Source organism: Paenibacillus sp. 2TAB19, from assembly GCF_052115185.1.
Lineage (GTDB): Bacteria > Bacillota > Bacilli > Paenibacillales > Paenibacillaceae > Pristimantibacillus.
This window is the reverse complement of the sequence record NZ_JBFRGE010000093.1, coordinates 1-22,264: the sequence shown is the minus strand read 5'-3', so window position 1 is coordinate 22,264 and position 22,264 is coordinate 1. Positions and strand designations below refer to the sequence as shown.

Annotated in this window: 14 protein-coding genes and 1 rRNA gene; 14 read left to right on the top strand and 1 reads right to left on the bottom strand. The window is 51.1% G+C overall.

The features are described 5' to 3' along the window. The first annotated feature begins 407 nt into the window (after positions 1-407). The 4 genes from uvrB to AB4Z33_RS26925 all read left to right on the top strand — a co-directional run bounded on the left by uvrB (position 408) and on the right by AB4Z33_RS26925 (position 6,229). Positions 408-2,408: an excinuclease ABC subunit UvrB gene (gene uvrB, locus AB4Z33_RS26940; RefSeq protein ID WP_442052852.1), complete on the top strand. Its 2,001-nt coding sequence runs from the start codon at positions 408-410 to the stop codon at positions 2,406-2,408. Positions 2,409-2,424: 16 nt separating this feature from the next. Next, complete coding sequence (uvrA, locus tag AB4Z33_RS26935; RefSeq protein ID WP_442052851.1) at positions 2,425-5,310, top strand: excinuclease ABC subunit UvrA; 2,886 nt, start codon at positions 2,425-2,427, stop codon at positions 5,308-5,310. Between the two features lie 4 nt (positions 5,311-5,314). Next, positions 5,315-5,695 (top strand): VOC family protein, encoded by a 381-nt coding sequence (locus AB4Z33_RS26930; protein ID WP_442052850.1) that lies wholly within the window; start codon positions 5,315-5,317, stop codon positions 5,693-5,695. 312 nt (positions 5,696-6,007) lie between these two features. Further along, positions 6,008-6,229: a hypothetical protein gene (locus AB4Z33_RS26925; protein WP_337103999.1), complete on the top strand. Its 222-nt coding sequence runs from the start codon at positions 6,008-6,010 to the stop codon at positions 6,227-6,229. A 153-nt stretch (positions 6,230-6,382) separates the two neighbouring features. Here AB4Z33_RS26925 and AB4Z33_RS26920 read toward each other — a convergent pair whose 3' ends face one another. Continuing rightward, the gene (locus AB4Z33_RS26920; RefSeq protein ID WP_337103998.1) at positions 6,383-7,351 is read right to left on the bottom strand and encodes a sugar phosphate isomerase/epimerase family protein; all 969 of its coding nucleotides are present in this window, start codon (positions 7,349-7,351) and stop codon (positions 6,383-6,385) included. A 285-nt stretch (positions 7,352-7,636) separates the two neighbouring features. On the opposite strand from AB4Z33_RS26920, the gene AB4Z33_RS26915 reads away from it, so the two are divergent. From AB4Z33_RS26915 to AB4Z33_RS26870, 10 genes are all read left to right on the top strand, one after another. Then, on the top strand, positions 7,637-8,755 hold the full coding sequence (locus tag AB4Z33_RS26915) for a S1C family serine protease (RefSeq protein ID WP_442052849.1): 1,119 nt from the start codon (positions 7,637-7,639) through the stop codon (positions 8,753-8,755). A 60-nt stretch (positions 8,756-8,815) separates the two neighbouring features. Continuing rightward, on the top strand, positions 8,816-10,732 hold the full coding sequence (locus AB4Z33_RS26910) for a stalk domain-containing protein (protein WP_442052848.1): 1,917 nt from the start codon (positions 8,816-8,818) through the stop codon (positions 10,730-10,732). A gap of 325 nt (positions 10,733-11,057) precedes the next feature. Beyond that, positions 11,058-13,580 (top strand): DUF3656 domain-containing U32 family peptidase, encoded by a 2,523-nt coding sequence (locus AB4Z33_RS26905; protein ID WP_442052847.1) that lies wholly within the window; start codon positions 11,058-11,060, stop codon positions 13,578-13,580. 114 nt (positions 13,581-13,694) lie between these two features. Continuing rightward, the gene (locus AB4Z33_RS26900; RefSeq protein WP_442052846.1) at positions 13,695-14,330 is read left to right on the top strand and encodes an RNA polymerase sigma factor; all 636 of its coding nucleotides are present in this window, start codon (positions 13,695-13,697) and stop codon (positions 14,328-14,330) included. Between the two features lie 43 nt (positions 14,331-14,373). Then, positions 14,374-14,622, top strand: coding sequence for a hypothetical protein (locus AB4Z33_RS26895; protein ID WP_337103993.1), 249 nt, complete (start codon positions 14,374-14,376; stop codon positions 14,620-14,622). Further along, a complete protein-coding gene (locus AB4Z33_RS26890; RefSeq protein WP_442052845.1) occupies positions 14,619-16,097 on the top strand; it encodes a hypothetical protein in 1,479 nt (492 codons plus the stop codon). The genes AB4Z33_RS26895 and AB4Z33_RS26890 overlap by 4 nt, the downstream gene beginning before the upstream one ends. Before the next feature lie 116 nt (positions 16,098-16,213). After that, the gene (locus AB4Z33_RS26885; protein ID WP_442052844.1) at positions 16,214-16,933 is read left to right on the top strand and encodes a heptaprenylglyceryl phosphate synthase; all 720 of its coding nucleotides are present in this window, start codon (positions 16,214-16,216) and stop codon (positions 16,931-16,933) included. Positions 16,934-17,115: 182 nt separating this feature from the next. Next, entirely contained in the window at positions 17,116-19,452 is a 2,337-nt protein-coding gene (pcrA, locus tag AB4Z33_RS26880) for a DNA helicase PcrA (protein ID WP_442052853.1), read from the top strand. Positions 19,453-19,502: 50 nt separating this feature from the next. After that, positions 19,503-21,518, top strand: coding sequence for an NAD-dependent DNA ligase LigA (gene ligA / locus AB4Z33_RS26875; protein WP_442052843.1), 2,016 nt, complete (start codon positions 19,503-19,505; stop codon positions 21,516-21,518). Between the two features lie 547 nt (positions 21,519-22,065). Then, a 16S ribosomal RNA gene (locus AB4Z33_RS26870) occupies positions 22,066-22,264 on the top strand; the annotation flags it as partial.

The window sequence follows — 22,264 nt, the reverse complement described above, 5'->3', positions numbered from 1 at the left end:
CTCTAGATAAAAGCTAGTTTTAACCTCCTTTTTCAATAGAATGCCTGTATGAAATAATGCACGGACCATCGAATTGTGGGCATATAATCAAGGTGTTGCGGTCTATTTATTTATACTGGCTTATTTTACCTTCAAATTATGAGTCTCTCATACTATATCGGCAGAAGTCAATAGGATATTAGATTTGCTGATCGAACGTTATTTGCCAAATAAAGTCTGAACAGCCTGCCCTGTCATTGCAACGGAGGGCATTAGAAGCTATAATAAATAAGAACACATATTCTCATGCGGATGCGAAACGATTGTTTGATGCCCTCATGCAAGGTGTCGGTCGTTTACGCTTGAAACGGATACAATTGACTATACTGATAAATATAGAAATGGACTGCCGGAGGTGGAGATAAGGCGTGAATGAGATCGCGAAGAATACGAAGCTTTTCGAGTTGAAATCGGATTATACGCCGCAGGGCGATCAGCCGAAGGCGATCGCGGAACTGCTCGAAGGGATTGAAGTAGGCAAGCGGCACCAGACATTGCTTGGCGCAACGGGAACGGGAAAGACGTATACGATTGCCAATACGATCGCGCAGCTCAACAGGCCGACGCTCGTTATAGCCCATAACAAGACGTTGGCTGCGCAATTGTGCAGCGAATTTAAGCAGTTTTTTCCCGATAATGCGGTCGAATATTTCGTAAGTTATTACGATTACTATCAGCCGGAGGCCTATATACCTTCAACGGATACGTTTATTGAGAAGGATTCGAGCATCAACGACGAGATCGATAAGCTGCGCCACTCGGCTACGAGCGCCTTGTTCGAACGCCGGGACGTCATTATAGTAGCGAGCGTATCGTGCATATACGGTCTCGGTTCTCCCTCGGAGTACGGCAGTCTCGTGCTGTCCCTCCGGGTGGGAATGGAGAAGCCGCGTGATGCGATTCTTCATAAACTGGTCGATATTCAATACCAGCGGAACGATATTAGCTTTACGCGCGGAACGTTCCGTGTGAGAGGCGATATCGTTGAAATATTCCCTGTTGCCAATAATGAGAGGGCCATTCGAGTAGAGCTGTTCGGCGACGAGATTGAACGTATCTCGGAGATTGACGTCCTCACGGGAGAGATTGTAGGCGAGCGTGAGCATATCTCGATCTTCCCGGCCTCTCACTTTGTTACCCATGAAGAGACAATGAAGCTGGCGATTGTTAATATTGAACGTGAGCTGGAGGAACGGCTTGCTGAGTTGCGGGAGGCAGGCAAGTTGCTGGAGGCGCAAAGGCTGGAGCAGCGAACGCGCTATGACCTTGAGATGATGGCGGAAATGGGCTTCTGCTCCGGCATCGAGAACTATTCCGGTCCGCTAACGTTCAGGGAACGCGGGTCAACGCCTTACACGCTGCTCGACTTCTTCCCGGACGATATGCTCGTCGTCATTGACGAGTCGCATGTATCGTTGCCTCAGATTCGAGCTATGTTCAACGGGGATAAAGCGAGGAAAGAAATGCTCGTCAATCACGGCTTCCGTCTGCCGTCGGCGATGGATAACCGGCCGCTGCGCTTCGAGGAGTTCGAGCAGAAGACGAAGCAGCTTATCTATGTATCTGCGACACCGGGACCATATGAGCTTGAGCATTGCGAGACGATGACGGAGCAGATCATTCGTCCGACCGGGCTTGTCGATCCCATTATCGATATTCGCCCAACGAAAGGCCAGATAGACGTTCTGTTAACGGAGATCAGAGACCGAATTGCCAAAGACGAACGCGTTCTTGTGACGACATTGACGAAGAAGATGTCGGAGGATCTGACCGATTACTTGAAAGAGGTCGGAATCAAGGTCCGTTATCTCCATTCGGATATAAAGACATTAGAGCGGTTGGCTATATTGCGTGACTTGCGGCTTGGTGTATTCCATGTGCTTGTAGGAATTAACTTGCTTCGGGAAGGTCTTGATCTTCCGGAGGTGTCGCTTGTCACAATCCTCGATGCCGACAAGGAAGGTTTCTTGCGTTCCGACCGTGCACTTATTCAGACGATAGGACGTGCGGCAAGGAATAGCGAGGGACGCGTCATTATGTTTGCCGACAAAATAACGGATTCGATGGACCGTGCGATTAAGGAAACGGAACGCCGCCGTGAGATCCAGCTGGCATTCAATGAAAAGCATGGCGTTACGCCGCAGACGATACGCAAGAAGGTGCACGACGTAATCGAAGCGACAAAGGTCGCCGAACAGAAGGCTGATTACTTGACCGGCGTTGGCGCGGAGAAGCTGACGAAGAAGGAACGCCAGGCGTTGCTGCAGAAGCTGGAGGCAGAGATGAAGGAAGCTGCGAAGAGCTTGCAGTTTGAGCGTGCAGCCGAGCTTCGCGATGCGCTTCTAGAGCTTCGGGCAGAATTGGAATAAGTAGGGGGAGAAACGATTGGCAAGCGACAAAATAGTAATTAAGGGAGCTCGTGCCCATAATCTCAAAGGAATTGACGTCACGATCCCGCGCGATAAATTTGTTGTTCTAACCGGGCTTAGCGGCTCGGGTAAATCATCCTTGGCGTTCGATACGATTTATGCCGAAGGGCAACGTCGTTATGTAGAGTCTTTGTCCGCCTATGCGCGCCAGTTTCTCGGCCAAATGGAGAAGCCGGACGTTGATTCCATAGAGGGACTGTCGCCGGCGATATCGATTGACCAGAAGACGACGAGCCGCAATCCGCGCTCGACCGTCGGTACGGTTACCGAAATATACGATTATTTGCGTCTGTTGTTCGCGCGGATCGGCAAGCCTCACTGCCCGGAGCATGGCATAGAAATTGCCTCCCAGACCGTCGAGCAGATGGTCGACAGAATCATGGAATATCCCGAGAGAACGAAGCTTCAGATTCTTGCTCCGATTATTTCGGGACGCAAGGGCGAGCATACGAAGCTGCTTGCTGACATTCAGAAGCAAGGCTTCGTGCGTGTGCGTGTTAATGGCGAGCTCCGTGAGCTTAGCGAGAAAATTGAGCTCGAGAAGAACAAGAAGCATAGCATAGAAGTCGTGGTCGACCGTATCGTCGTTAAGTCGGACGTACACAGCCGATTGGCGGATTCGTTGGAAACAGCTTTGAAGCTGTCTGAGGGACGCGTCCTGGTCGATATTATCGACCAGGAGGAGCTCTTGTTCAGCTCGAATCTGGCATGTCCGGAATGCGGATTCAGCATAGAGGAGCTTGCTCCGCGCATGTTCTCGTTCAACAGTCCCTTCGGCGCATGTCCGGAATGCGACGGTCTCGGAGCGAAGATGATTGTGGATCCCGACCTGCTAACGCCGGATGGCACCAAGTCGATTCGAGAAGGAGCATTCCTTGCTTGGGCAGGAAGCACGTCGAACTACTATCCGCAATTCCTGAGCGCGGTTTGCGAGCATTACCATATTCCGCAGGATGTACCTGTCGAAGAGCTGACGCCGGAGCAACTGAAGAAGCTGTTGTACGGAACGGGCGGCGAGAAGGTTCGCTTCTTATACGAGAACGACTTCGGCCATCGGAAGGAAGCTTATGTACCATTCGAGGGCATCGTCAACAATCTTGAACGGCGGTATCGCGACACGGCGTCGGATATGATGAGAGAACATATCGAAGGTTATATGAGCGCTAAGCCTTGCGGAAGCTGCAAGGGTCAACGTCTGCGCAAGGAAAGCTTAGCCGTTACGGTCGGTTCGCAGAACATTGCGTATGTAACCTCCCTCTCGATTGGCGAAGCGAATCGTTATTTCGACGGCCTATCGCTGTCAGAGAAGGAAATGACGATTGCCAATCTGATCTTGAAGGAAATTAACAGCAGACTGGGCTTCCTGGTTAACGTAGGACTCGAATATTTGTCGCTTAGCCGTGCAGCAGGCACGCTGTCGGGCGGCGAGGCGCAGCGAATTAGGCTTGCCACGCAGATCGGTTCAAGCCTTATGGGCGTCCTCTATATATTGGACGAGCCGAGTATCGGCTTGCATCAGCGCGATAACGACCGCTTAATTCAGACGCTTGAGCATATGCGCAATTTAGGTAATACATTGATCGTCGTCGAGCATGACGAGGATACAATGCTGGCTGCGGACTATATCATCGATATTGGACCGGGCGCCGGCATTCATGGCGGTAACGTAATTGCACAAGGCACGCCGCAGGAAGTCATGGAAGACGAGAACTCGCTTACGGGTCAATACTTGAGCGGACGCAAGTTCATACAAGTGCCGGGAGAGCGTCGTCCAACGAACGATAAGTGGCTTGAGGTTCGCGGTGCGAAGGAGAACAACCTCCGCAATGTGAATGTGAAGATTCCGCTAGGCGTATTCTCCGCTGTAACGGGTGTTTCGGGATCAGGCAAGTCGACCTTCGTCAATGAAATCTTGTATAAGACGCTTGCGCGCGACTTGAACAAAGCGAAGGTTCGCCCCGGACAATACAAGGAAATGCGCGGGCTGGAGCATTTGGAGAAGGTCATCGATATTGACCAATCTCCAATCGGGCGTACGCCACGCTCCAATCCGGCTACGTATACAGGCGTTTTTGATGATATTCGCGATTTGTACGCAAGCACCAACGAGGCTAAGGTGCGCGGCTATAAGAAAGGCCGCTTCAGCTTCAACGTGAAGGGCGGCAGATGTGAGGCTTGCAGAGGCGACGGCATCATCAAGATCGAGATGCACTTCCTGCCGGACGTGTATGTCCCGTGCGAGATTTGCAAAGGCAAGCGTTACAACCGCGAAACGCTTGAAGTGAAGTACAAGGGCAAGAACATTGCTGAAGTGCTGGAGATGACCATCGAAGACGGCTGCATCTTCTTCGAGAACATTCCGCGGATTCACCGCAAAGTACAGACGCTTCTCGATGTAGGCCTCGGATATATGAAGCTTGGCCAGCCGGCGACAACGCTGTCGGGCGGCGAAGCGCAGCGTGTGAAGCTCGCTGCCGAGTTGTATCGCCGGAGCACGGGCAAGACGCTCTATATTCTTGATGAGCCGACAACGGGTCTTCATGTGGATGATATCGATAGACTGTTGACCGTCCTTCACAGACTCGTTGATTCCGGTGAATCGGTACTCGTTATCGAACACAATCTTGACGTTATCAAGACAGCCGACTATTTGATTGATCTCGGCCCAGAAGGCGGCAATGGCGGCGGTACGATCGTAGCGACAGGCACGCCGGAGCAGGTCGTCAAAGTCGAACAGTCGTATACCGGTAAATACTTGAAGCCGATCATGGAACGTGACCGCGAGCGTACGATCGCTCTTCATAAGCGGCTAGAGAATGCCGTCGGCGCTGCAGCAGAGTGATTTTATGGGTGCGCAACGTTCCAAAGCCAACCCAGAAGTGAATTGCTGCATCCCTGTCAAAGATGTAAAGCGTGCGGCTAGCTGGTATGTAAAGTACATGGGCTGCGAGTATGGAGATATAGTCACGGATGGGCTCGCTCAGTTGAAGCTGACAGGCGGACCTGACATTACCCTTATTGGCGTCGATGAGTGCTTCCAGCTGAAGCAGGATGGAACCGTCATTCCGATGATGAACTTCTTGTGTGAAGATGTGCAAGAACTTCATGAATACTTCGAGCAAAGCGGTATTCGTGTCGGTGCAATAGTTGATCATGGGCGTTCCGGTAAGAGCTTTAAGTTGCTTGATCCTGATGGGAACCATTTGATAGTATGGCAGAATGAATAGCCTCTCGTTAGAGTGGTCGACATTGCCTGATGCTGTTAAACATTCAGGTTGTAAATAAACAAAAACAGAACCGTTTCGTGCTTCAGAGCTTGCGCTTTGGCGAAGCGGTTTTGTTTCTTATTTAAGGATGAGCACAATTTCTGTATGCAGTAGGTTATAGATAATGGCAGAGATGGACATTTTATATGTGCAGGGATCATAGAAAAATCGTGACAAACTTGTTACGAATCGCGTTTCAGGCTTGCATCAACGGCCACTTGAAGCTAACATAGAGTAATATTAGGCTACGTGCGAATAAAAGGAGGTCCCCTCATGTTTTTCTTGGCAGCAGAAGAAGCGGCAAAAGAAGCCAGCAAAATTAATACGTTCGACTGGTTCATGCTTGCATTCACCGTTATTATCCTCATCGGGTTTATTCGCTTGCTGAATACACGCCCGAAGAAAAACTATTTTGCAATCGGCTTTACCTTTGTGTCGCTTGCCTTATTCCTGGTAATCGACTACATAATGATTGTGAAAGTCTGGTTCGCCTAACAGGCCATCAGCACATGTGAGATCGTGGTTGCTCGATAAGCGTTAACGCTTACCGGACAACCTCTTTTTTTTATCTGCAATAAAAAACAAAAAGAGGCGCACAAGGACCCATATGATCCTGTGCGCCTCTTCTATTTTAAAGCGTCTAACGGATTAAACCCACCACATCTCGCCAAGCGGCTCGCGGATCAGTACTTGCTGCAGATTTTGGACAGCTTTCGTGAAACCTTCGTCAACCGACATCAAACCGTCCTCGTGCTCGATGCTTACGACATAGTCGTAGCCAACAAGGCGGAGGGCGCTAATAATATCAGCCCATGTTTTCAGATCATGACCGAAGCCGACCGTACGGAACTGCCATGCGCGATCAAGCATGAGGGAGTAAGATTGCATGTCCGTTACGCCGTGGTGATTGACGTTAATCGGATCGATCGTCGTATCCTTCGCATGGAAGTGGTGAATGGCGCCGGCGCGTCCAAGAATATGAACGGCTTGAACCGGATCAATACCTTGCCACCACATATGGCTCGGGTCAAGGTTAGCTCCAATCGCGTTGCCTGCCGCTTCACGAAGACGAAGCAGTGTGGACGGGCTATGTACGGAGAAGCCGCCGTGCAGCTCAAGACCGATTTTGATACCGGCATCTGTTGCCAGCTTGCCGATCTCCGACCAGTATGGAATAACTTTCGCTTCCCATTGCCATTTAAGAATATCTTGATAATCGTTCGGCCAAGGAGCTACCGGCCAGTTCGGATATTTAGCATCCTCATGGTCGCCAGGGCAGCCGGAGAACGTATTAACGACAGATACTTCAAGACGGTTGGCAAGCTCAATCGTTTTGCGGATCACTTCATCATGCTCAGTCGAAATCGCCTTTTGCGGGTGAAGCGGATTCGCGTGGCAGCTTAGTGCGCTGATCATCAGTCCGCGCGATTCTACCGCTTGTTTATACGCTTTCAATTTGCCGCTGTCAGCCAGTAGGCCGTCAAGATCGCAATGCGCGTTGCCTGGGTAGCCGCCGGTTCCGATTTCGATCGCTTGAAGTCCTTTGGAAGCGATATAGTCGAGCGCCTCTTCAAACGACTTCTGTGCAAACAGTACGCTGAATACACCTAATTTCATTTGGAAAATAACCTCCTGAATCCATCGAATGGATTGTATTCTAAGTCTCATTCATTATATCACTTCTAAGCGGACAACACATATGTCAAGGTGTATTTGACAAAATCGCATAACAACTAAGCAAAGGAGAGGAGTAATAACAACTAGGTCGATAGTCTTGTTTTTTTATTGTAAGATTATAGTAAACATGGTACATTTAAATTTGATTACTTATTTTCCCAAGCGGTAATAGATTTAGAGATTGCTAGTTTCATAATTGAATGCAGGAAGCAGAGGGGTGAAAGTATGAATCGCAGAATGCTGCGTATTTGCAGCCTGATTGTACTTGGGGCGCTAGCCGCAGCAGGAACAGTATGGGCAACGGGAAACGGCGCTTCATCGTCGATTGCGTTGAACGCCAAAACGATTAACGGAGAAATATATGTCAAGGCAAGCTCGTTGACGAGTCAACTCGGCGGTACGGGAAATTACGATGCCAAGACAGGTGTTTATTCCTACACGCCCGCGGCTGACGTATCATCGGTCATCAAGAAAGTATCCCCTTCGGTTGTCGCCATTATCGGCAAACCGAATGATATTGGAAACGCGGATCCCCGTTATGCGTTGGCACATGGAACGGGCGTTATAATCCGTGCCGACGGCTGGATCGTAACGAACGCGCATGTCGTGGACGATATGACTAATCTCGTCGTTGTAACGGCAGACGGAAAGCAATTCGATGCGGTGCGTACGCACTATGACGAAGCAAGCGATCTGGCGCTTGTGAAGATCAAAGCAACGAAGCTTCCGATTGCCAAGCTTTCGCCTTCGCCTCTGAAAGTAACGATTGGCGAGCCGGTAATTGCGATCGGAACGCCTGTCGATTTCTCCCTGCGCAACACAGCGACAAGCGGCATTCTTAGCGGCATGAATCGGAGCATATCGTCGGCGTACAATTTGCTGCAGACGGACGCAGCGATTAATCCCGGAAACAGCGGCGGACCGCTCGTTAACATGAAGGGCGAAATTATCGGCATCAATTCGCTGAAGTTTGTGGAATTAGGTATCGAGAGCCTTGGTTTCTCCATTCCCGCGGATACCGTTACTTATGTAACGAATCATTTCTTCAAATACGGTTACGTCAATCGCGCTTCACTGGGTCTGCAACTGGAGGAAAGCTGGTCGGCGATTATCGGCATCCCGAGCTCCGATCCGCTTACAGTCAAGACGGTTGATTCGGATTCGGCGAAAAAAGCGGGCATTCAGAGCGGACAATTGCTTTATAAGGTAGCAGGCAAGCAAGTATCTACTATTGTAGAGATCAACGAGCTATTGAAGTCGTATTTGCCGGGGCAGCAGGTTGAAGTCATGCTGCAAGAAGACGGCGATCTGGTGACGAAGAAGATCACGCTTGTAAAAGGCTAAACAGCCTCATCTGCTTTTTTCCGTCGTACAAATTCACGTTTAGAAGGAGCAATAATAACAATGAATCATTCCTTGACGAAAAAAATGGTCGCCTTGCTAATGGCCGTGCTGCTCGTAATCGCGCTGCTTCCTGCAGCGGCTTTTGCAGCGGATACGGCAAGCAGCGTAGAAGTAAAGCTGACGCCGGGCAAAGAAACCGTAAGCATTAACGGTAAAGCAACCGTTGTACAGGCTCCTTATGTGGCAAGCGGTACGACAATGGTGCCGCTAAAAATTATTACAAACGCCTTTGGCGCAGCGCTTAAGCTGGAGAACGGCAATGGCATTACTCTGACTTACAACGATCGCAAGGTTGAGCTTACGTTCGGAAGCAAGACGGTGAAGGTGAACGGCGTTTCGAAAACCGTCGCCGTGGCCCCTGTCGTTATTAAAGGCTCGACGATGGTGCCGCTTCGCGTAATCGTCGAAGCTTTTGGCGCGAAGATCAGCATCGACAAGAAGACGAGCGAAGTGACGATCAAGGGCGTACGCGCACAATCCACGGGCGGCGGAAGCACGACCATTGATTCCGATTACGGCAAGACGAAGGTCGGCGACAGCTACCAAGGCTGGTCGCTTAATTATCCGGCAGCGCTCGTGCAAGTCGAACAGAGCGACAGCGGAGATTATGTTAGATGGGCGGATGCGAAGGAAGACGCTCAGGTTATTATTTTGACAGAACCTATGGAAAATGAATTGTCATCCAGCGAGCAGCGCGAGGAGCTCTTTCTTTATTTCGATACGGATGAGTACTCGCTGGACGAAAGAACCGTTAAGGTCGGCAACTACAGCTTCGAGAAAATCGTAGCCCGCACGAAGGACAGCAAAATGTTCTATGAGTATCGCGGCATCCAGCAAGGCGAGAAGTTCTATATTATTATCGTCGGTGTGAAAGCAACGGACAAATCGGCTCTGAATGGTTATCAAGCATTGCTTGACAGCTTCCAGCCGTCATTTGAGAAAAACGATAAAGCGTTAAAGGATATTACGAAAGTGAAGGACGGCTTCATTAGCTATGCGGATGAGGACTACGGCTTCGCCGTTAAACTGCCTGCAAGCTGGTACAAGGATAACGAAAGCGATGAGCCTTACTACTTCAGCAAGGACGACGATCTGGAGTTCTCATTCACTTCTCTGGAAGAGGGAGACACGCTTGAGAAATGGGCAGCGCGCAACGAAAGCACGTTGAAGGCCGACTTTGTGAACGGTTATCTTCGCAATGTGTCGTCCGCGCCTATCAAGCTTCAAGATGGCAACGCAATCGTGTTTAGCTATGAATTAACGTTTAACCAAAAGGATTGGTACGCTTATAAAGAAGTAATGTTCGTATCCGGCAGCTACAAATATGTGATCACTTATGGCTATGAAGCAAGCACGGCCCTAAGTAGCTCCCTGTCGTTCAATCAAATCATTGGCAGTATCGATATTGATACGGGTTTCATCGACAACAATTTCGGTTACAAGCAAGACACATCCACTTCGGCTGATAATCGCGACGGAAGGGTAACCAAACGCAGCTCTGCATATGGCTATTCCATTGAGCTTCCAACGTTCTGGTATGGCTACTCGAAGGATTTCAACGCTGAAGAAGTAATGTACAACTATCAAGGCGGATTCATGAATATTTTGTATCTGGATGATATCCAAGCCAGCGATTACCCGCAAGCGGTTCAGCAATATGCGAATTCCGCAGACGGAATCAAAGCGGAAGCGAAAGTTTTGGAAAGCACAAACGTAACGATCAACGGCAAATCTGCCTATAAGATCGCGCTTCATACCAAAGTAGACATTTTGGAGCTTGGCAGAACGGAGTATGCCTATGTCTTCGATACAGTTGGCGGAGTGGTGCTATTCGTCTTCTCCATTAACGATGCTAACGCGACAGAATCCAATTTGAAGCGGATGGAAGAAACGGTGCAGTCGATTCGTTTCAACTAAATTAGCAGCATCGATAAGATCGGTTCCCGGAAACGGAAACCGATCTATTTTTTATCATCTGCGAATCAGGTGAATTTGGTCGAAGCTTGAAGCTGTGAAAAACGACAAGGTATTGACGTTTGATTATGATTTATTCTTGCAGAGCGATGCGGTGGCGGTATCGAAGCAGCTGGATCTTTTAACCGAAGTTCACGAATTCATTCGTGAACTTTTTATAATATGCGGCCGATCTTGGCAATGCCATATATGTACGGTGGATTACTTGCGGTCGGTTTGATAAGATAATAGCAGCAGTTTCAAAGAATGCGAGGGATTGAACGTTAATATGATAGATACAATAGTACGATCGGATATAGAGCTGCTGGCCCCGGCCGGCGATTGGGAATGTATGCGCGCAGCTGTAGCGAACGGCGCGGATGCTATATTTTTTGGCGTAGAGAAGTTTAATGCGCGTGCAAGAGCGAACAATTTCCGCAGCGAAGAGCTTCCGGAAATTATGGCTTTCCTGCATACGTACGGCGTGAAAGGCTTCTTGACGTTCAACATTCTCGTCTTCGAGGACGAGCTGCGGGATGCTCAGAAGCTGATTGAGATGTGTATTGATGCTGGCGTTGATGCCGTTATCGTGCAAGACCTTGGACTCGTTAAGCTTATACGCGAGCTGTCTCCGGATTTCCCGATTCACGGATCTACGCAAATGACGATTACGTCGCCGGAAGCGGTGGAGTTCACGAAGCCGTTCAACATTGAACGAGTCGTGCTTGGCCGCGAGAACAACTTGAAGCAAATTCAGACGATTGGCGATCAGGCGAAGCTTCCGATGGAAGTGTTCGTACACGGCGCTTTATGTGTCTCTTACTCTGGACAGTGTCTGACCTCCGAAATGTGGGGCGGACGATCCGCCAACCGCGGCGAATGCGCGCAAGCGTGCAGACTGCCGTACGATCTGATGGTCGACGGCGAGATTCAGCCGATGGGCGATATCGCGTATTTGTTGTCGCCGAAGGATTTGGCGGCGATCGATATTATTCCGGAGCTGATTCAAGCCGGCGTCACTTCGTTTAAGATTGAAGGACGATTGAAGAGTCCGGAATATGTCGCCAATGTCGTGAGCAAGTATCGGAAGGCGATCGATAAATATTTCGACGGCGATCTATCGAAGCCGTCGAAGGAAGAAGTGCGTGAGCTGCAGCAAAGCTTCTCGCGCGGCTTCACGCATGGTTTCCTTGATGGAACGAACAACAAGCAGTTGGTTGAAGGCACGTTCCCTAAGAGCCGCGGAGTCTACCTCGGCCGGGTGGAGCGCATTATGCGCGATGCCGTAACGCTGCGCCTTGACGCGCCGGTGAAGCGCGGAGACGGCATCGTGTTCGATGCAGGCGACCCGACGAAGAAGGAAGAGGGCGGCCGCGTCTACGATATTCGCCGTCAAGGCGTCAAGATTGAGGGCGAAGCGCAGGAAGGCACGTTGATCGAGCTTGTTTCCGGGCGCAACGACGTAGACCTGCGCAAGGTGCATGTTGGCGACCGCGTATGGAAGACGAGCGATCCTGCGCTCGACAAGCGTCTTCGCGCAACGTTCGAGACGGATAAGCCGTATCGTGTATTTCCGCTGCATGTAAGAGTAACGGGAACAGCGGGCGAGCCGCTTCGTACATGGTGGACCGATGTTCAGAAAGGAACGACCGTGGAGGTTGTCTCCGAGCTAATGCTTGAGCAGGCGATGAAGCGTCCGATGGACGCCGCGCTGCTGGAAGACCAACTAGGCCGACTCGGCGGAACGGTATATCAGCTCGATAAGCTTGAAGTTGCGCTTAACGGCGATTTGATCGTTCCCGTTCGCGAACTGAACCGGATGCGCCGCGAAGCGGTCGATCAGCTTGCAGGTGAGCGTCCGAAGCCACCTGTATATGTGAAGCGCGAAGTGAAAGTGAATGACGATGCCTTTAACGGCAAGGATGCGCTTGCTCCGCGCAGCGGCAAGGAAGCTCAGTTGACTGCATTATGCCGTAGCCTCGAGCAGGTTGAAGCGGCGGTTAAGACGGATGTTTCCTACATCTACGCCGACTTCGAATTTATTAAGCAATTCCCGGCAGCCGTTGCCGCGGCCCGTGCCGCAGGCAAGCCGATTGCGCTTGCTACGCCGCGTATTCATATGCCAGGCGAGAACGGCTACCACGCGAACATCCTGCGATTGCAGCCTGATGCTGTACTCGTCCGCAACACCGGTGCGCTTTATTATTATTTGCGCGCTCGCGCGGCTAATCCAGACAAACCGTTTCCGAAGCTCATCGGCGACTTCTCGCTTAACGTAGCGAATCACAAAGCGGTGAACTTGTTTGCCGAAGCGGGGCTTGATCTTATTACGCCTTCGTATGATCTCAATATCCAACAGATGGTTGATTTGCTGGATCATTCGGATACGTCGCTGCTGGAAGTCGTTATTCACCAGCATTTGCCGATGTTCCATACGGAGCATTGCGTTTATTGCACCTTCATGAGCGAAGGAACGAACTTTACGAACTGCGGACGTCCATGCGAGGAACAGCGCGCGTCGCTGCAGGATCGGATCGGCATGTCGCATCCCGTCCGCGTCGATGAGGGTTGCCGCAATACGGTTTACAACGCCGTCGAGCAGTCGGGAGCGGAGTATATCCGCAACTTCGTAGGACTTGGCGTATCGAACTTCCGCGTCGAGTTTCTAGAAGAGACGCCGGATAAGGTGCTGGAAGTGCTGTCGCTGTACCGCGACGCGCTGGATGGCAAGATTAGCGGCACGCAAGTATGGCGCAGCTTGAAGGCAACGAATCAGCTCGGCGTCACGCGCGGCCAGCTTGTAAATAAATAAAGTCAAATGCTTACCGTCTTCTCCGCAATGGGAAGGCGGTATTTTTGTATGGTCTATGATGCAACCGATTGATGGACTTCATGCATCTTTATAGGTAAGAGGGCAGGTGAAGAGATGAGCGCGGAGCGACAGGCGATCGAGCGGCTCCAAAGCGGAGATGAAACTGCGCTGCGGTGGTTGATGGAGCAATACGGCAACGACATCTTGCGGACTGCCGCATTGCTGCTTAAGGATCGGCATTTGGCTGAGGATGTCAGCCAGGACGTTTTTTTGGCCGCCTATCAGAAGATCAGTCAGTTTCGGGGCGAAGGAAGCCTTCGCGGCTGGCTGCTGCAAATTACAATAAATCGTTGCCGCGGCAAAATGCGCCTTGCATCATGGAGCAGACTTTTCGTGCGGTCATGGGGCGGCAGCGATTCGGAGATCGAGGATGTGCCTGAGTGGCCGGCCTCAAGCACAGGCATGATGATGGATACCGTACCCGGTTCGGAGAAATGGGCAGAGAAGCTGTCGCTGCGAGCTGCGATTGCCAGCTTGCCGCTGCATTACCGCGAAGCCATCGTTTTGTACTATTATCAGGAATTATCCATTAAGCAGCTGTCGGAAGTGCTGAAAGAGCCGGAGGGCACAGTGAAAAGCAAACTGCTTCGAGGCCGCAGGCTTTTAAGGATGAAACTGGAGGAGGGAGGCTGGTCCGATGAACGGGAAGCGGGAACAATCGAGGTTATGGCGAGACAAACTGGAAAGTGAACTAAAGGATTTTCAGTTTAATGAAAACATGATGCAAGCCGTTATGGAAAAGAAAGAGCCGATTTCATTCTGGAACCGCGAGCTGCGTATTCCTTGGCAAGCGGCAGCGCTTGTTGTGCTCCTGTTAGTCGGATTGCCGATCTTTGGCTGGATGAAGCTGACGGCAGAACCGGAAATGCACAAAGCGGCAGAGGAACAAATCGGTCAAGATCGCGAGGATCGGCTGATCGTCATGTCGGGCGGCGCGTATTATGAATCGGAGCTGCGCGAGGGCTGGGGGGGAGCGCAATGATTCGCATCAAAATAAAAACGCTTATGCTGATACTCGCTTCTATGATACTTGCGCTGGTTATCGCTTATAACGGGCTTCCGTCCTTGTTGTTTAATGCCGGCAAATACGAAGCTGTTTTAAAACTGTTTCCTAATGATGACAAAGCGGGTATGTCGTTATATTATGCTTCCGGCGAAGCACTGCAAATGAATGACTTTGGAGAAGGCGAACGACTTTATATTTTTCCTTCCTTCACATCATCAAGCGGCCGCGGAACGATGCAGGAAGCGAGAGCGGATGCCGCCGCTCGTTTAGAGCAATTGCTGCATAAATATTCAACTTCGAAATATATAAACGGCATTAAATTCAATTTAGCCAGGCTCTATATGTGGGACGGCCAATGGGATAAGGCTGAAGCGTTATTCCGGCAACTATCGCAAGGGTCAAATGCTTTTTATGACGTAAACGAGCTGCAATCGTATTTAAAGACGCTTGAATCGCGCCATTCGGATCCTGACAACCATCAGAAGCTGTCTATTAGCGGGACCGTAACGCTTGGTGGCGAGCCGGCACCAGACGTGTACGTCATTTTGCATAGGAAGAGCGATAACGGTTGGAGTACGTCGGTGAACGGCCAATACCCGACGGCTATTACAGATGAACGGGGGCAATATCGCTTTTACAATATAGCGCCTGACGACTATGAGTTGGGCGTTGGCATGACACCCGAGCAGGTAGATGGTTATTATTTGACTCAGTCTGAGCAAAGTTATGCAACGATTGCGGACGACGCACAAGCTGCGCCACGGTACGATATCGCATTTGTTCCGCAACTTAAGGTTGTCTCGCCTGTAAATAAAGAACGTATTGACGGAGATAGATTAAGGTTTGAATGGGAGGCTTATCCTGGCGCTGATTATTATCAGATTTCTATAACCACAATTGCACGGGATAAACAAGGCAACGCCACGGGCTCGACCTCATCTCCGCTGCTTGATGATCGCCACCGGACAACGTTCGCCGAGTATAGGATGGAAGAGCTGCGAGGCAGTATTAACAGCTATGGCAAATCGATCGATGCGAATGGGTTTGTCCGGCTATGGCATTCAAGTATATTAGGCATCGTTTACCCTGGGGGCGACTTTATTTGGTCGGTCGATGCTTATACGGCTGACGGCCGAAAGCTGTCCAGCTCCAGCGGCTATTACACGATGCTTACCTATGCCGCACCTTTTTTCACCGTATCGGAGGAAGGAATGCTGGAGGGCGATAAGCTTGTCATGGAGGACCGGTATGAGGAAGCGATCGAAGCTTATAAGCAAGACGAGGACAAAGATTCGGCTCTACGCGCGCTCGCGCGGCTAATTGGTTACGGCTTTGATGATAGAGAAGGAGATTTGGACGAAGCGCTCCGATATGTGGACAAAATCGTCGACCCGAGCGATAGCGATCGCCAGCTGCAGGCAGATTTTCGCGAAAGGCTGCAGAAGGAATAGGCAGGCGCCGCTTTGCCGAGAGTAATGTTTGACACGTTAATCGCCCTGACTTAGCATAGAAGCATACGGGTTTAAGGGATAGGGCGATTTTACAATAAAGCGAGGCGTAATTATTGATGAACGGTGCTTGGTATTCCGGTTGGAGGCATGTATTTAAGCTTGATCCAGAACGCGAGCTGTCGGACGAGGCGCTTGAAGCGATCTGTATGTCCGGAACGGATGCGATCATTGTTGGCGGATCGAGCGGTGTAACATTCGAAAATACGGTGGACCTCATGTCGCGCATTCGCCGTTTTGAAGTCGATTGCGCGCTTGAGGTTTCGACGATGGAAGGCGCGGTTCCCGGATTTGACGGTTACTTCGTGCCTATCGTATTAAACACGGATCGGGCGGAATGGATTAATGGCCGGCAGACCGAGGGATTGAAGGAGTATGGCACTTTCGTGCCTTGGGAGTCTACGGCGGCTCAAGGCTATATTATATTGAACGCGGAAGCAACGGCGGCGAAGCTGACCGGAGCGGATGCCGAGCTTGATGAGGATGGACTCATTGCTCATGTGAGGATGGCAGATCGACTTATGCGCCTGCCGGTCGTCTATCTCGAGTATAGCGGAACGTATGGCGATATGCGGCTAGTGAAACGGGCGAAATCGGTTATCGAAGGCGCTCAATTGTTCTACGGAGGCGGCATCGACAATGAGGACAAAGCCCGTGAGGCGGCGGTTGCCGCTCATACGATAGTCGTCGGAAATGTCGTGTACAGCGATCTGGCAGCGGCCTTGTCTACGGTCGAGGCTGTACGGGAAGTCGACCTGGCAGCGAATGTTGAAAAGTAAATAGAACAGCTAACAGATGAGGTTGCTTGCGTGTCGCTTACGACACTGGAGCAGCCTTTTTTTGCGGGTACAACCGATGGAACTATTTTGCTAAAATAGTTGAGGGTTCAAATTGACACGCGGCAGGTCGTTGTCTACACTGAGGATAGGCGAACAAATGCGAACAAAGGAGCAAAAGCATGTTGAATCATATCGGCATCGAGCAAGCGGTGCAGAAGCTTAATCCGCCGCAACGGGAAGCCGTTCAAGCGACGGATGGACCGCTGCTGATTATGGCCGGCGCGGGAAGCGGCAAGACGCGCGTCCTCACGCATCGTATAGCATACTTAATCGAGAAGAAGCGGGTAGCTCCGTGGAGCATCCTCGCTATTACATTTACGAATAAAGCATCGCGCGAAATGCAGGATCGGGTGAGCGCGCTCGTTGGACCGACAGGACGGGACATTTGGGTATCGACGTTCCACTCCATGTGTGTCCGTATACTGCGCAGAGATATTCATCGAATCGGCTTTACGACCAATTTCTCGATCCTGGATTCGTCCGATCAGCTGTCCGTTATACGCGGCTGCATGAAGGATATGAATTTAGATACGAAGAAATTTGAACCAAAGGCCGTTCAAGCGGCGATCAGCGGCGCGAAGAATGAGCWCATTACAGCGGAACGTTTTGGAGAAAAGGTTGGCGATTTCTTCGATGACATCGTAGCCAAAGTGTTCGATAAATACCAGAAGCGGCTTAGAAACAACAACTCGCTCGACTTTGACGATCTCATTATGATGACGATCCAGCTGTTCAAGGATGAGCCAGAGGTGCTTGATTTTTATCAGAACAAGTTCCGCTACATTCATGTCGACGAATATCAGGATACGAACAGAGCCCAGTACATGCTGTGCCGCATGCTGGCCGATAAGCATCATAATATTTGCGTCGTCGGCGACAGCGACCAGTCGATTTATCGCTGGAGGGGCGCGGACATTACGAATATTTTGAACTTCGAGGGCGATTATCCCGAAGYGCGCACGATCATGCTGGAGCAGAACTATCGCTCGACAGCGAACATTCTTGATGCGGCGAATGCGGTCATTAAGCTGAATACGGGCCGCAAGCCGAAGAAGCTGTGGACGGATCAAGGAGCAGGGGATCTTATTTCGCTGTACCAGGCCGACTCCGAGCATGAAGAGGGTTACTACGTTACGGGCGAAATTCGAAAGAACGTGAACAAAGGGCGGAAGTTTTCTCATCATGCGATTTTGTATCGAACGAATGCCCAGTCCCGGGTCATCGAGGAAATTTTGATCAAGTCGGATATCCCGTATCAGATCGTCGGTGGAGTGAAGTTCTACGATCGCAAAGAGATTAAGGATATACTCGCGTATTTGCGGCTGATTTCGAACCCGGACGACGATATTAGCTTGGTGCGCATTATTAATGTGCCGAAGCGGGGCATTGGCGATACGACGGTATCGAAGCTGGAAGAGGAAGCGGCGCGGCGCGGAACTTCCGTATTCCGAGTGCTTGCCGATCTCGGCGATGTCGAAGTGAACGGACGTACGCGCACGCTGCTGAACGAATTTTATGGCATTATTGATAACTTAACGCGTATGGTTGAGTATTTATCTGTGACGGAGCTCACGGAGAAAATATTGGAGCTATCGCAATACCGGATGGAGCTGCAGCGCGAGAATACGCTGGAGTCGAAAGCCCGCCTTGAGAATATCGATGAGTTTCTCTCGGTGACGATGGATTTCGAGAAGCGCAACGAGGATCGTACGCTCATCGCTTTCTTGACGGATCTTGCGCTCATTGCCGATATCGATTCGATGGGCAAGGATGAGGAAGAAGTGGAGAAGGCGACAGATGTCGTTACGCTGATGACGATGCATAGCGCCAAAGGGCTGGAGTTCCCGATCGTATTCATTATCGGCATGGAGGAATCGGTCTTCCCGCATAGCCGAGCGCTTGCCGATAATGAGGAGCTGGAAGAGGAACGCCGCCTTGCTTATGTCGGCATAACGCGCGCCGAGGAGCGGCTATACTTGACCTGCGCTCGTATGCGCACGTTGTTCGGGCGCACAGCTTCGAACATGCCCTCACGTTTCCTGCAGGAAATTCCGGACACCGTGAGGGAAAGCGCGTCCGCCGCGGGCAGCTTCGCCCGCGCGGCGATCCGCCCTGTCGCAGGGCGCGCGCCGTCTTATGGCGCGCCCGGCGCAGGAGGCCGCTCCCCCGGCATGGCGGGGAGCGGGCCGGCCGCAGCAGGCGGCAGAGCTGGCGGCGTGCGCGTAAGCACGCCGCTGGATGCCGCCAAGGTGGCCAAAGGCGGAGCGGCGGCAGGCGGAAGCCCAGCCGCCTCAGGCAGCTTTGCCGCTGGCGACCGCGTCGCGCACGGCAAGTGGGGCGAAGGCGTCATTGTATCCGTGAAGGGTACGGGCAATGACATGGAACTGCAGATCGCTTTTCCGGCACCGACCGGTATTAAGCGCCTGCTGGCAGGTTTCGCGCCGATTACAAAGGTGTAGACTAAAGTTTATAGATTCGAAGTTGCCAATTAGGAGAGGAGACCGCCTGTATGAGCGCTCAATTAGAAAGAATGCAGGAGCTCATCGCGATCATTACGGAGCACAACTACAAGTATTACACCTTGGATGAACCGTCGATTGCCGATGCGGATTACGACAAATTGTATGATGAGCTCGTTGCGCTGGAAGCATCGACGGGAGTTGTACAGCCGGAATCGCCGACGCAGCGCGTTGGCGGAGAATTGCTCACCGGCTTCGAGCCGTATCGTCACCGCGCAAGATTGTGGAGTCTGGACAAGGCGCAAAATGTAGAGGACTTGCTCGCATGGAATGCCCGTGTCGTGAAGGCTATCACCGATTACAATGCCAAAAATCCAGAATCGGAGCCTCTCCCAGATCCAAGCTACGTTGTCGAGCTGAAGTTCGACGGCTTGACGCTTAATTTGACTTATGAGGACGGACAGCTTACGCAGGCATCGACGCGCGGCAACGGAACAGTCGGCGAAGGTATTCTGGCGCAGGTGCGAACGATTCGTTCTGTTCCGCTGACGATTCCTTTCACGAACGGCATTGTTGAGGTTCAGGGTGAAGGCATTATGCAGCTGTCTGTACTTGCTAAGTACAACGAAACGGCAGTTGAACCGCTTAAGAATGCCMGAAATGCGGCAGCAGGAGCGCTTCGCAACTTGAATCCAAAGGTTACGGCGGAGAGGAAGCTTAACGCATTCTTCTATAATGTGGGCTACACGGACGGCGTGTCATTCGAGAATCATCGAGAGATGCAGCAGTTTCTGCGTGAAAACAAATTCAAAGTGAACCCTTATGTGACTTATATGGGGACTATTGAAGAAGTAAAGGAGGAGCTTGGCCGCATTACGGAGCAGCGTGACAAGCTGGACTTCCTGATCGACGGGGCGGTCGTTAAGCTTGTTGACATGCGCACAAGAGAGGCGCTTGGCTACACAGACAAGTTCCCGCGCTGGGCAGTTGCCTTCAAGTTCGAGGCGGAAGAAACAACGACCGTGCTGGAGTCTGTCTCCTGGGAGGTAGGCCGCACGGGTAAAATAACACCGGTAGCACGAGTAGAAGCGGTTGAGCTGGCAGGTGTGACGGTTCAGAACTGTACGCTTAACAATATTGGCGACATTGAACGCAAGAACTTGAAGCATGCGCTGGGCGCACAGGTTATCATTCGTCGCTCCAATGATGTCATTCCTGAAATCCTAGGCAAAGCCGACGATGAGCCGGGCTCGGAGATCGTCTTCCCGACGGTTTGCCCATCCTGCGGTACGGAGCTTGAGCAGCGCGGAGCGCATCTGTTCTGCAACAACAAGCTGGGCTGTCAGCCGCAGATTATCGGACGTATTACGCATTTTGCATCGCGCGACGCGATGGACATCGAGACGTTCAGCGTGATGACGGCTGATCAACTCTACACCGATTGCGAAGTTCGCGATCCTGCGGACTTGTATGCTTTGCAATATGACGATCTCATCAAGCTCGACCGCTTCGGCGAGAAGAAAGCCCGCAAGCTGCTGGATGCGTTCGAGAAGTCGAAGTCCCGGGAACTGGCATCGTTCTTATTCGCGCTCGGCATTCCGAATACGGGCAAAGCAACGACCAAGATGCTCGCCGATCACTACGGCAGCCTCGATGCAATTATGGCGGCTACCGCGGATGAGCTAGTTACCCTCCCCGACATCGGAGGGATCGTGGCGGAGAGCATTGTCGGCTTCTTCGCGGATCCGGTCATCGCAGCGAGCATTGCGCGCATGCGCGAGCTAGGCGTGAAGGCGGAAGCCGAGCAGGCAGTCGTCGTTCGCGAGGACAGTATCTTTAGCGGCAAGACCGTAGTACTGACGGGAACGCTCCCGACGATGTCGAGAGACGAAGCGGCTAAGTTGCTTGAAGCCTGCGGCGCTAAGATTTCGGGAAGCGTATCGAAAAAAACCGATTTCGTCGTAGCGGGCGACAGCGCCGGTAGCAAGCTGACCAAAGCGCGCGAGTTGGGTATTACCGTTATTGATGATGAAGCGGAGCTTCTTCGATTGTTGGGAGAAGAGTAAGCAAGAAGGGTGCATGGCTATGAAGCGTTAGCAGAGACTGGTAGTGAACCAGTCCTTCGGCTTCTAGGCCTTGCACCCTTTTTGTTTGCGGAGGGAAAAGCAACTTTTGTTATGCAATGAAGGACACTCCCAACTGACAAGCTGATCATAGTTGCTGCAAGCACTATCCATTATGATAAGTATAATGAAAATGGCTTTCAGTTAGTGGGTGCGGATCATGACGGATACATACCATATCGAATAACAACGAATGTAAAAAATTACAAGTTGTATTTCGTTTGTGGATGTGTTAAATTATTTCTTGTCGCTTCGGAGGCATTGCGGAAAACGGATTGAAACACTTTTTAAAAAAGTAAAACAAGCTGTTGACACGATGGACGAAAGCTGATATCATGAATTCTTGTCACGACAAAATGTGACAGCAAGTTCTTTGAAAACTGAACAAATGGATCACGTCAAAATCCAAACAAAAATTTGAAGATTTTCTTCTTGGCTTCAGCCAAAAGAAAACTTCTAGCTAGTTAAGTAATGAGCAAGTCRAACTACCTTTATGGAGAGTTTGATCCTGGCTCAGGACGAACGCTGGCGGCGTGCCTAATACATGCAAGTCGAGCGGAGTTATTCCTTCGGGRATRACTTAGCGGCGGACGGGTGAGTAACACGTAGGTAACCTGCCTATAAGACTGGGATAACATTCGGAAACGAATGCTAATACCGGATACGCGATTTGGTCGCATGACCGAATC

What these genes read in the sequence shown, in the direction of transcription:
- AB4Z33_RS26925 (WP_337103999.1), top strand. Translation starts at nt 6,008, where the DNA reads ATGTTTTTCTTGGCAGCAGAAGAAGCGGCAAAAGAAGCCAGCAAAATT.
- AB4Z33_RS26895 (WP_337103993.1), top strand. Translation starts at nt 14,374, where the DNA reads ATGGAAAAGAAAGAGCCGATTTCATTCTGGAACCGCGAGCTGCGTATT.
- AB4Z33_RS26890 (WP_442052845.1), top strand. Translation starts at nt 14,619, where the DNA reads ATGATTCGCATCAAAATAAAAACGCTTATGCTGATACTCGCTTCTATG.
- AB4Z33_RS26905 (WP_442052847.1), top strand. Translation starts at nt 11,058, where the DNA reads ATGATAGATACAATAGTACGATCGGATATAGAGCTGCTGGCCCCGGCC.
- AB4Z33_RS26910 (WP_442052848.1), top strand. Translation starts at nt 8,816, where the DNA reads ATGAATCATTCCTTGACGAAAAAAATGGTCGCCTTGCTAATGGCCGTG.
- AB4Z33_RS26900 (WP_442052846.1), top strand. Translation starts at nt 13,695, where the DNA reads ATGAGCGCGGAGCGACAGGCGATCGAGCGGCTCCAAAGCGGAGATGAA.
- AB4Z33_RS26930 (WP_442052850.1), top strand. Translation starts at nt 5,315, where the DNA reads ATGGGTGCGCAACGTTCCAAAGCCAACCCAGAAGTGAATTGCTGCATC.
- AB4Z33_RS26915 (WP_442052849.1), top strand. Translation starts at nt 7,637, where the DNA reads ATGAATCGCAGAATGCTGCGTATTTGCAGCCTGATTGTACTTGGGGCG.
- AB4Z33_RS26885 (WP_442052844.1), top strand. Translation starts at nt 16,214, where the DNA reads ATGAACGGTGCTTGGTATTCCGGTTGGAGGCATGTATTTAAGCTTGAT.
- AB4Z33_RS26920 (WP_337103998.1), bottom strand. Translation starts at nt 7,351, where the DNA reads ATGAAATTAGGTGTATTCAGCGTACTGTTTGCACAGAAGTCGTTTGAA.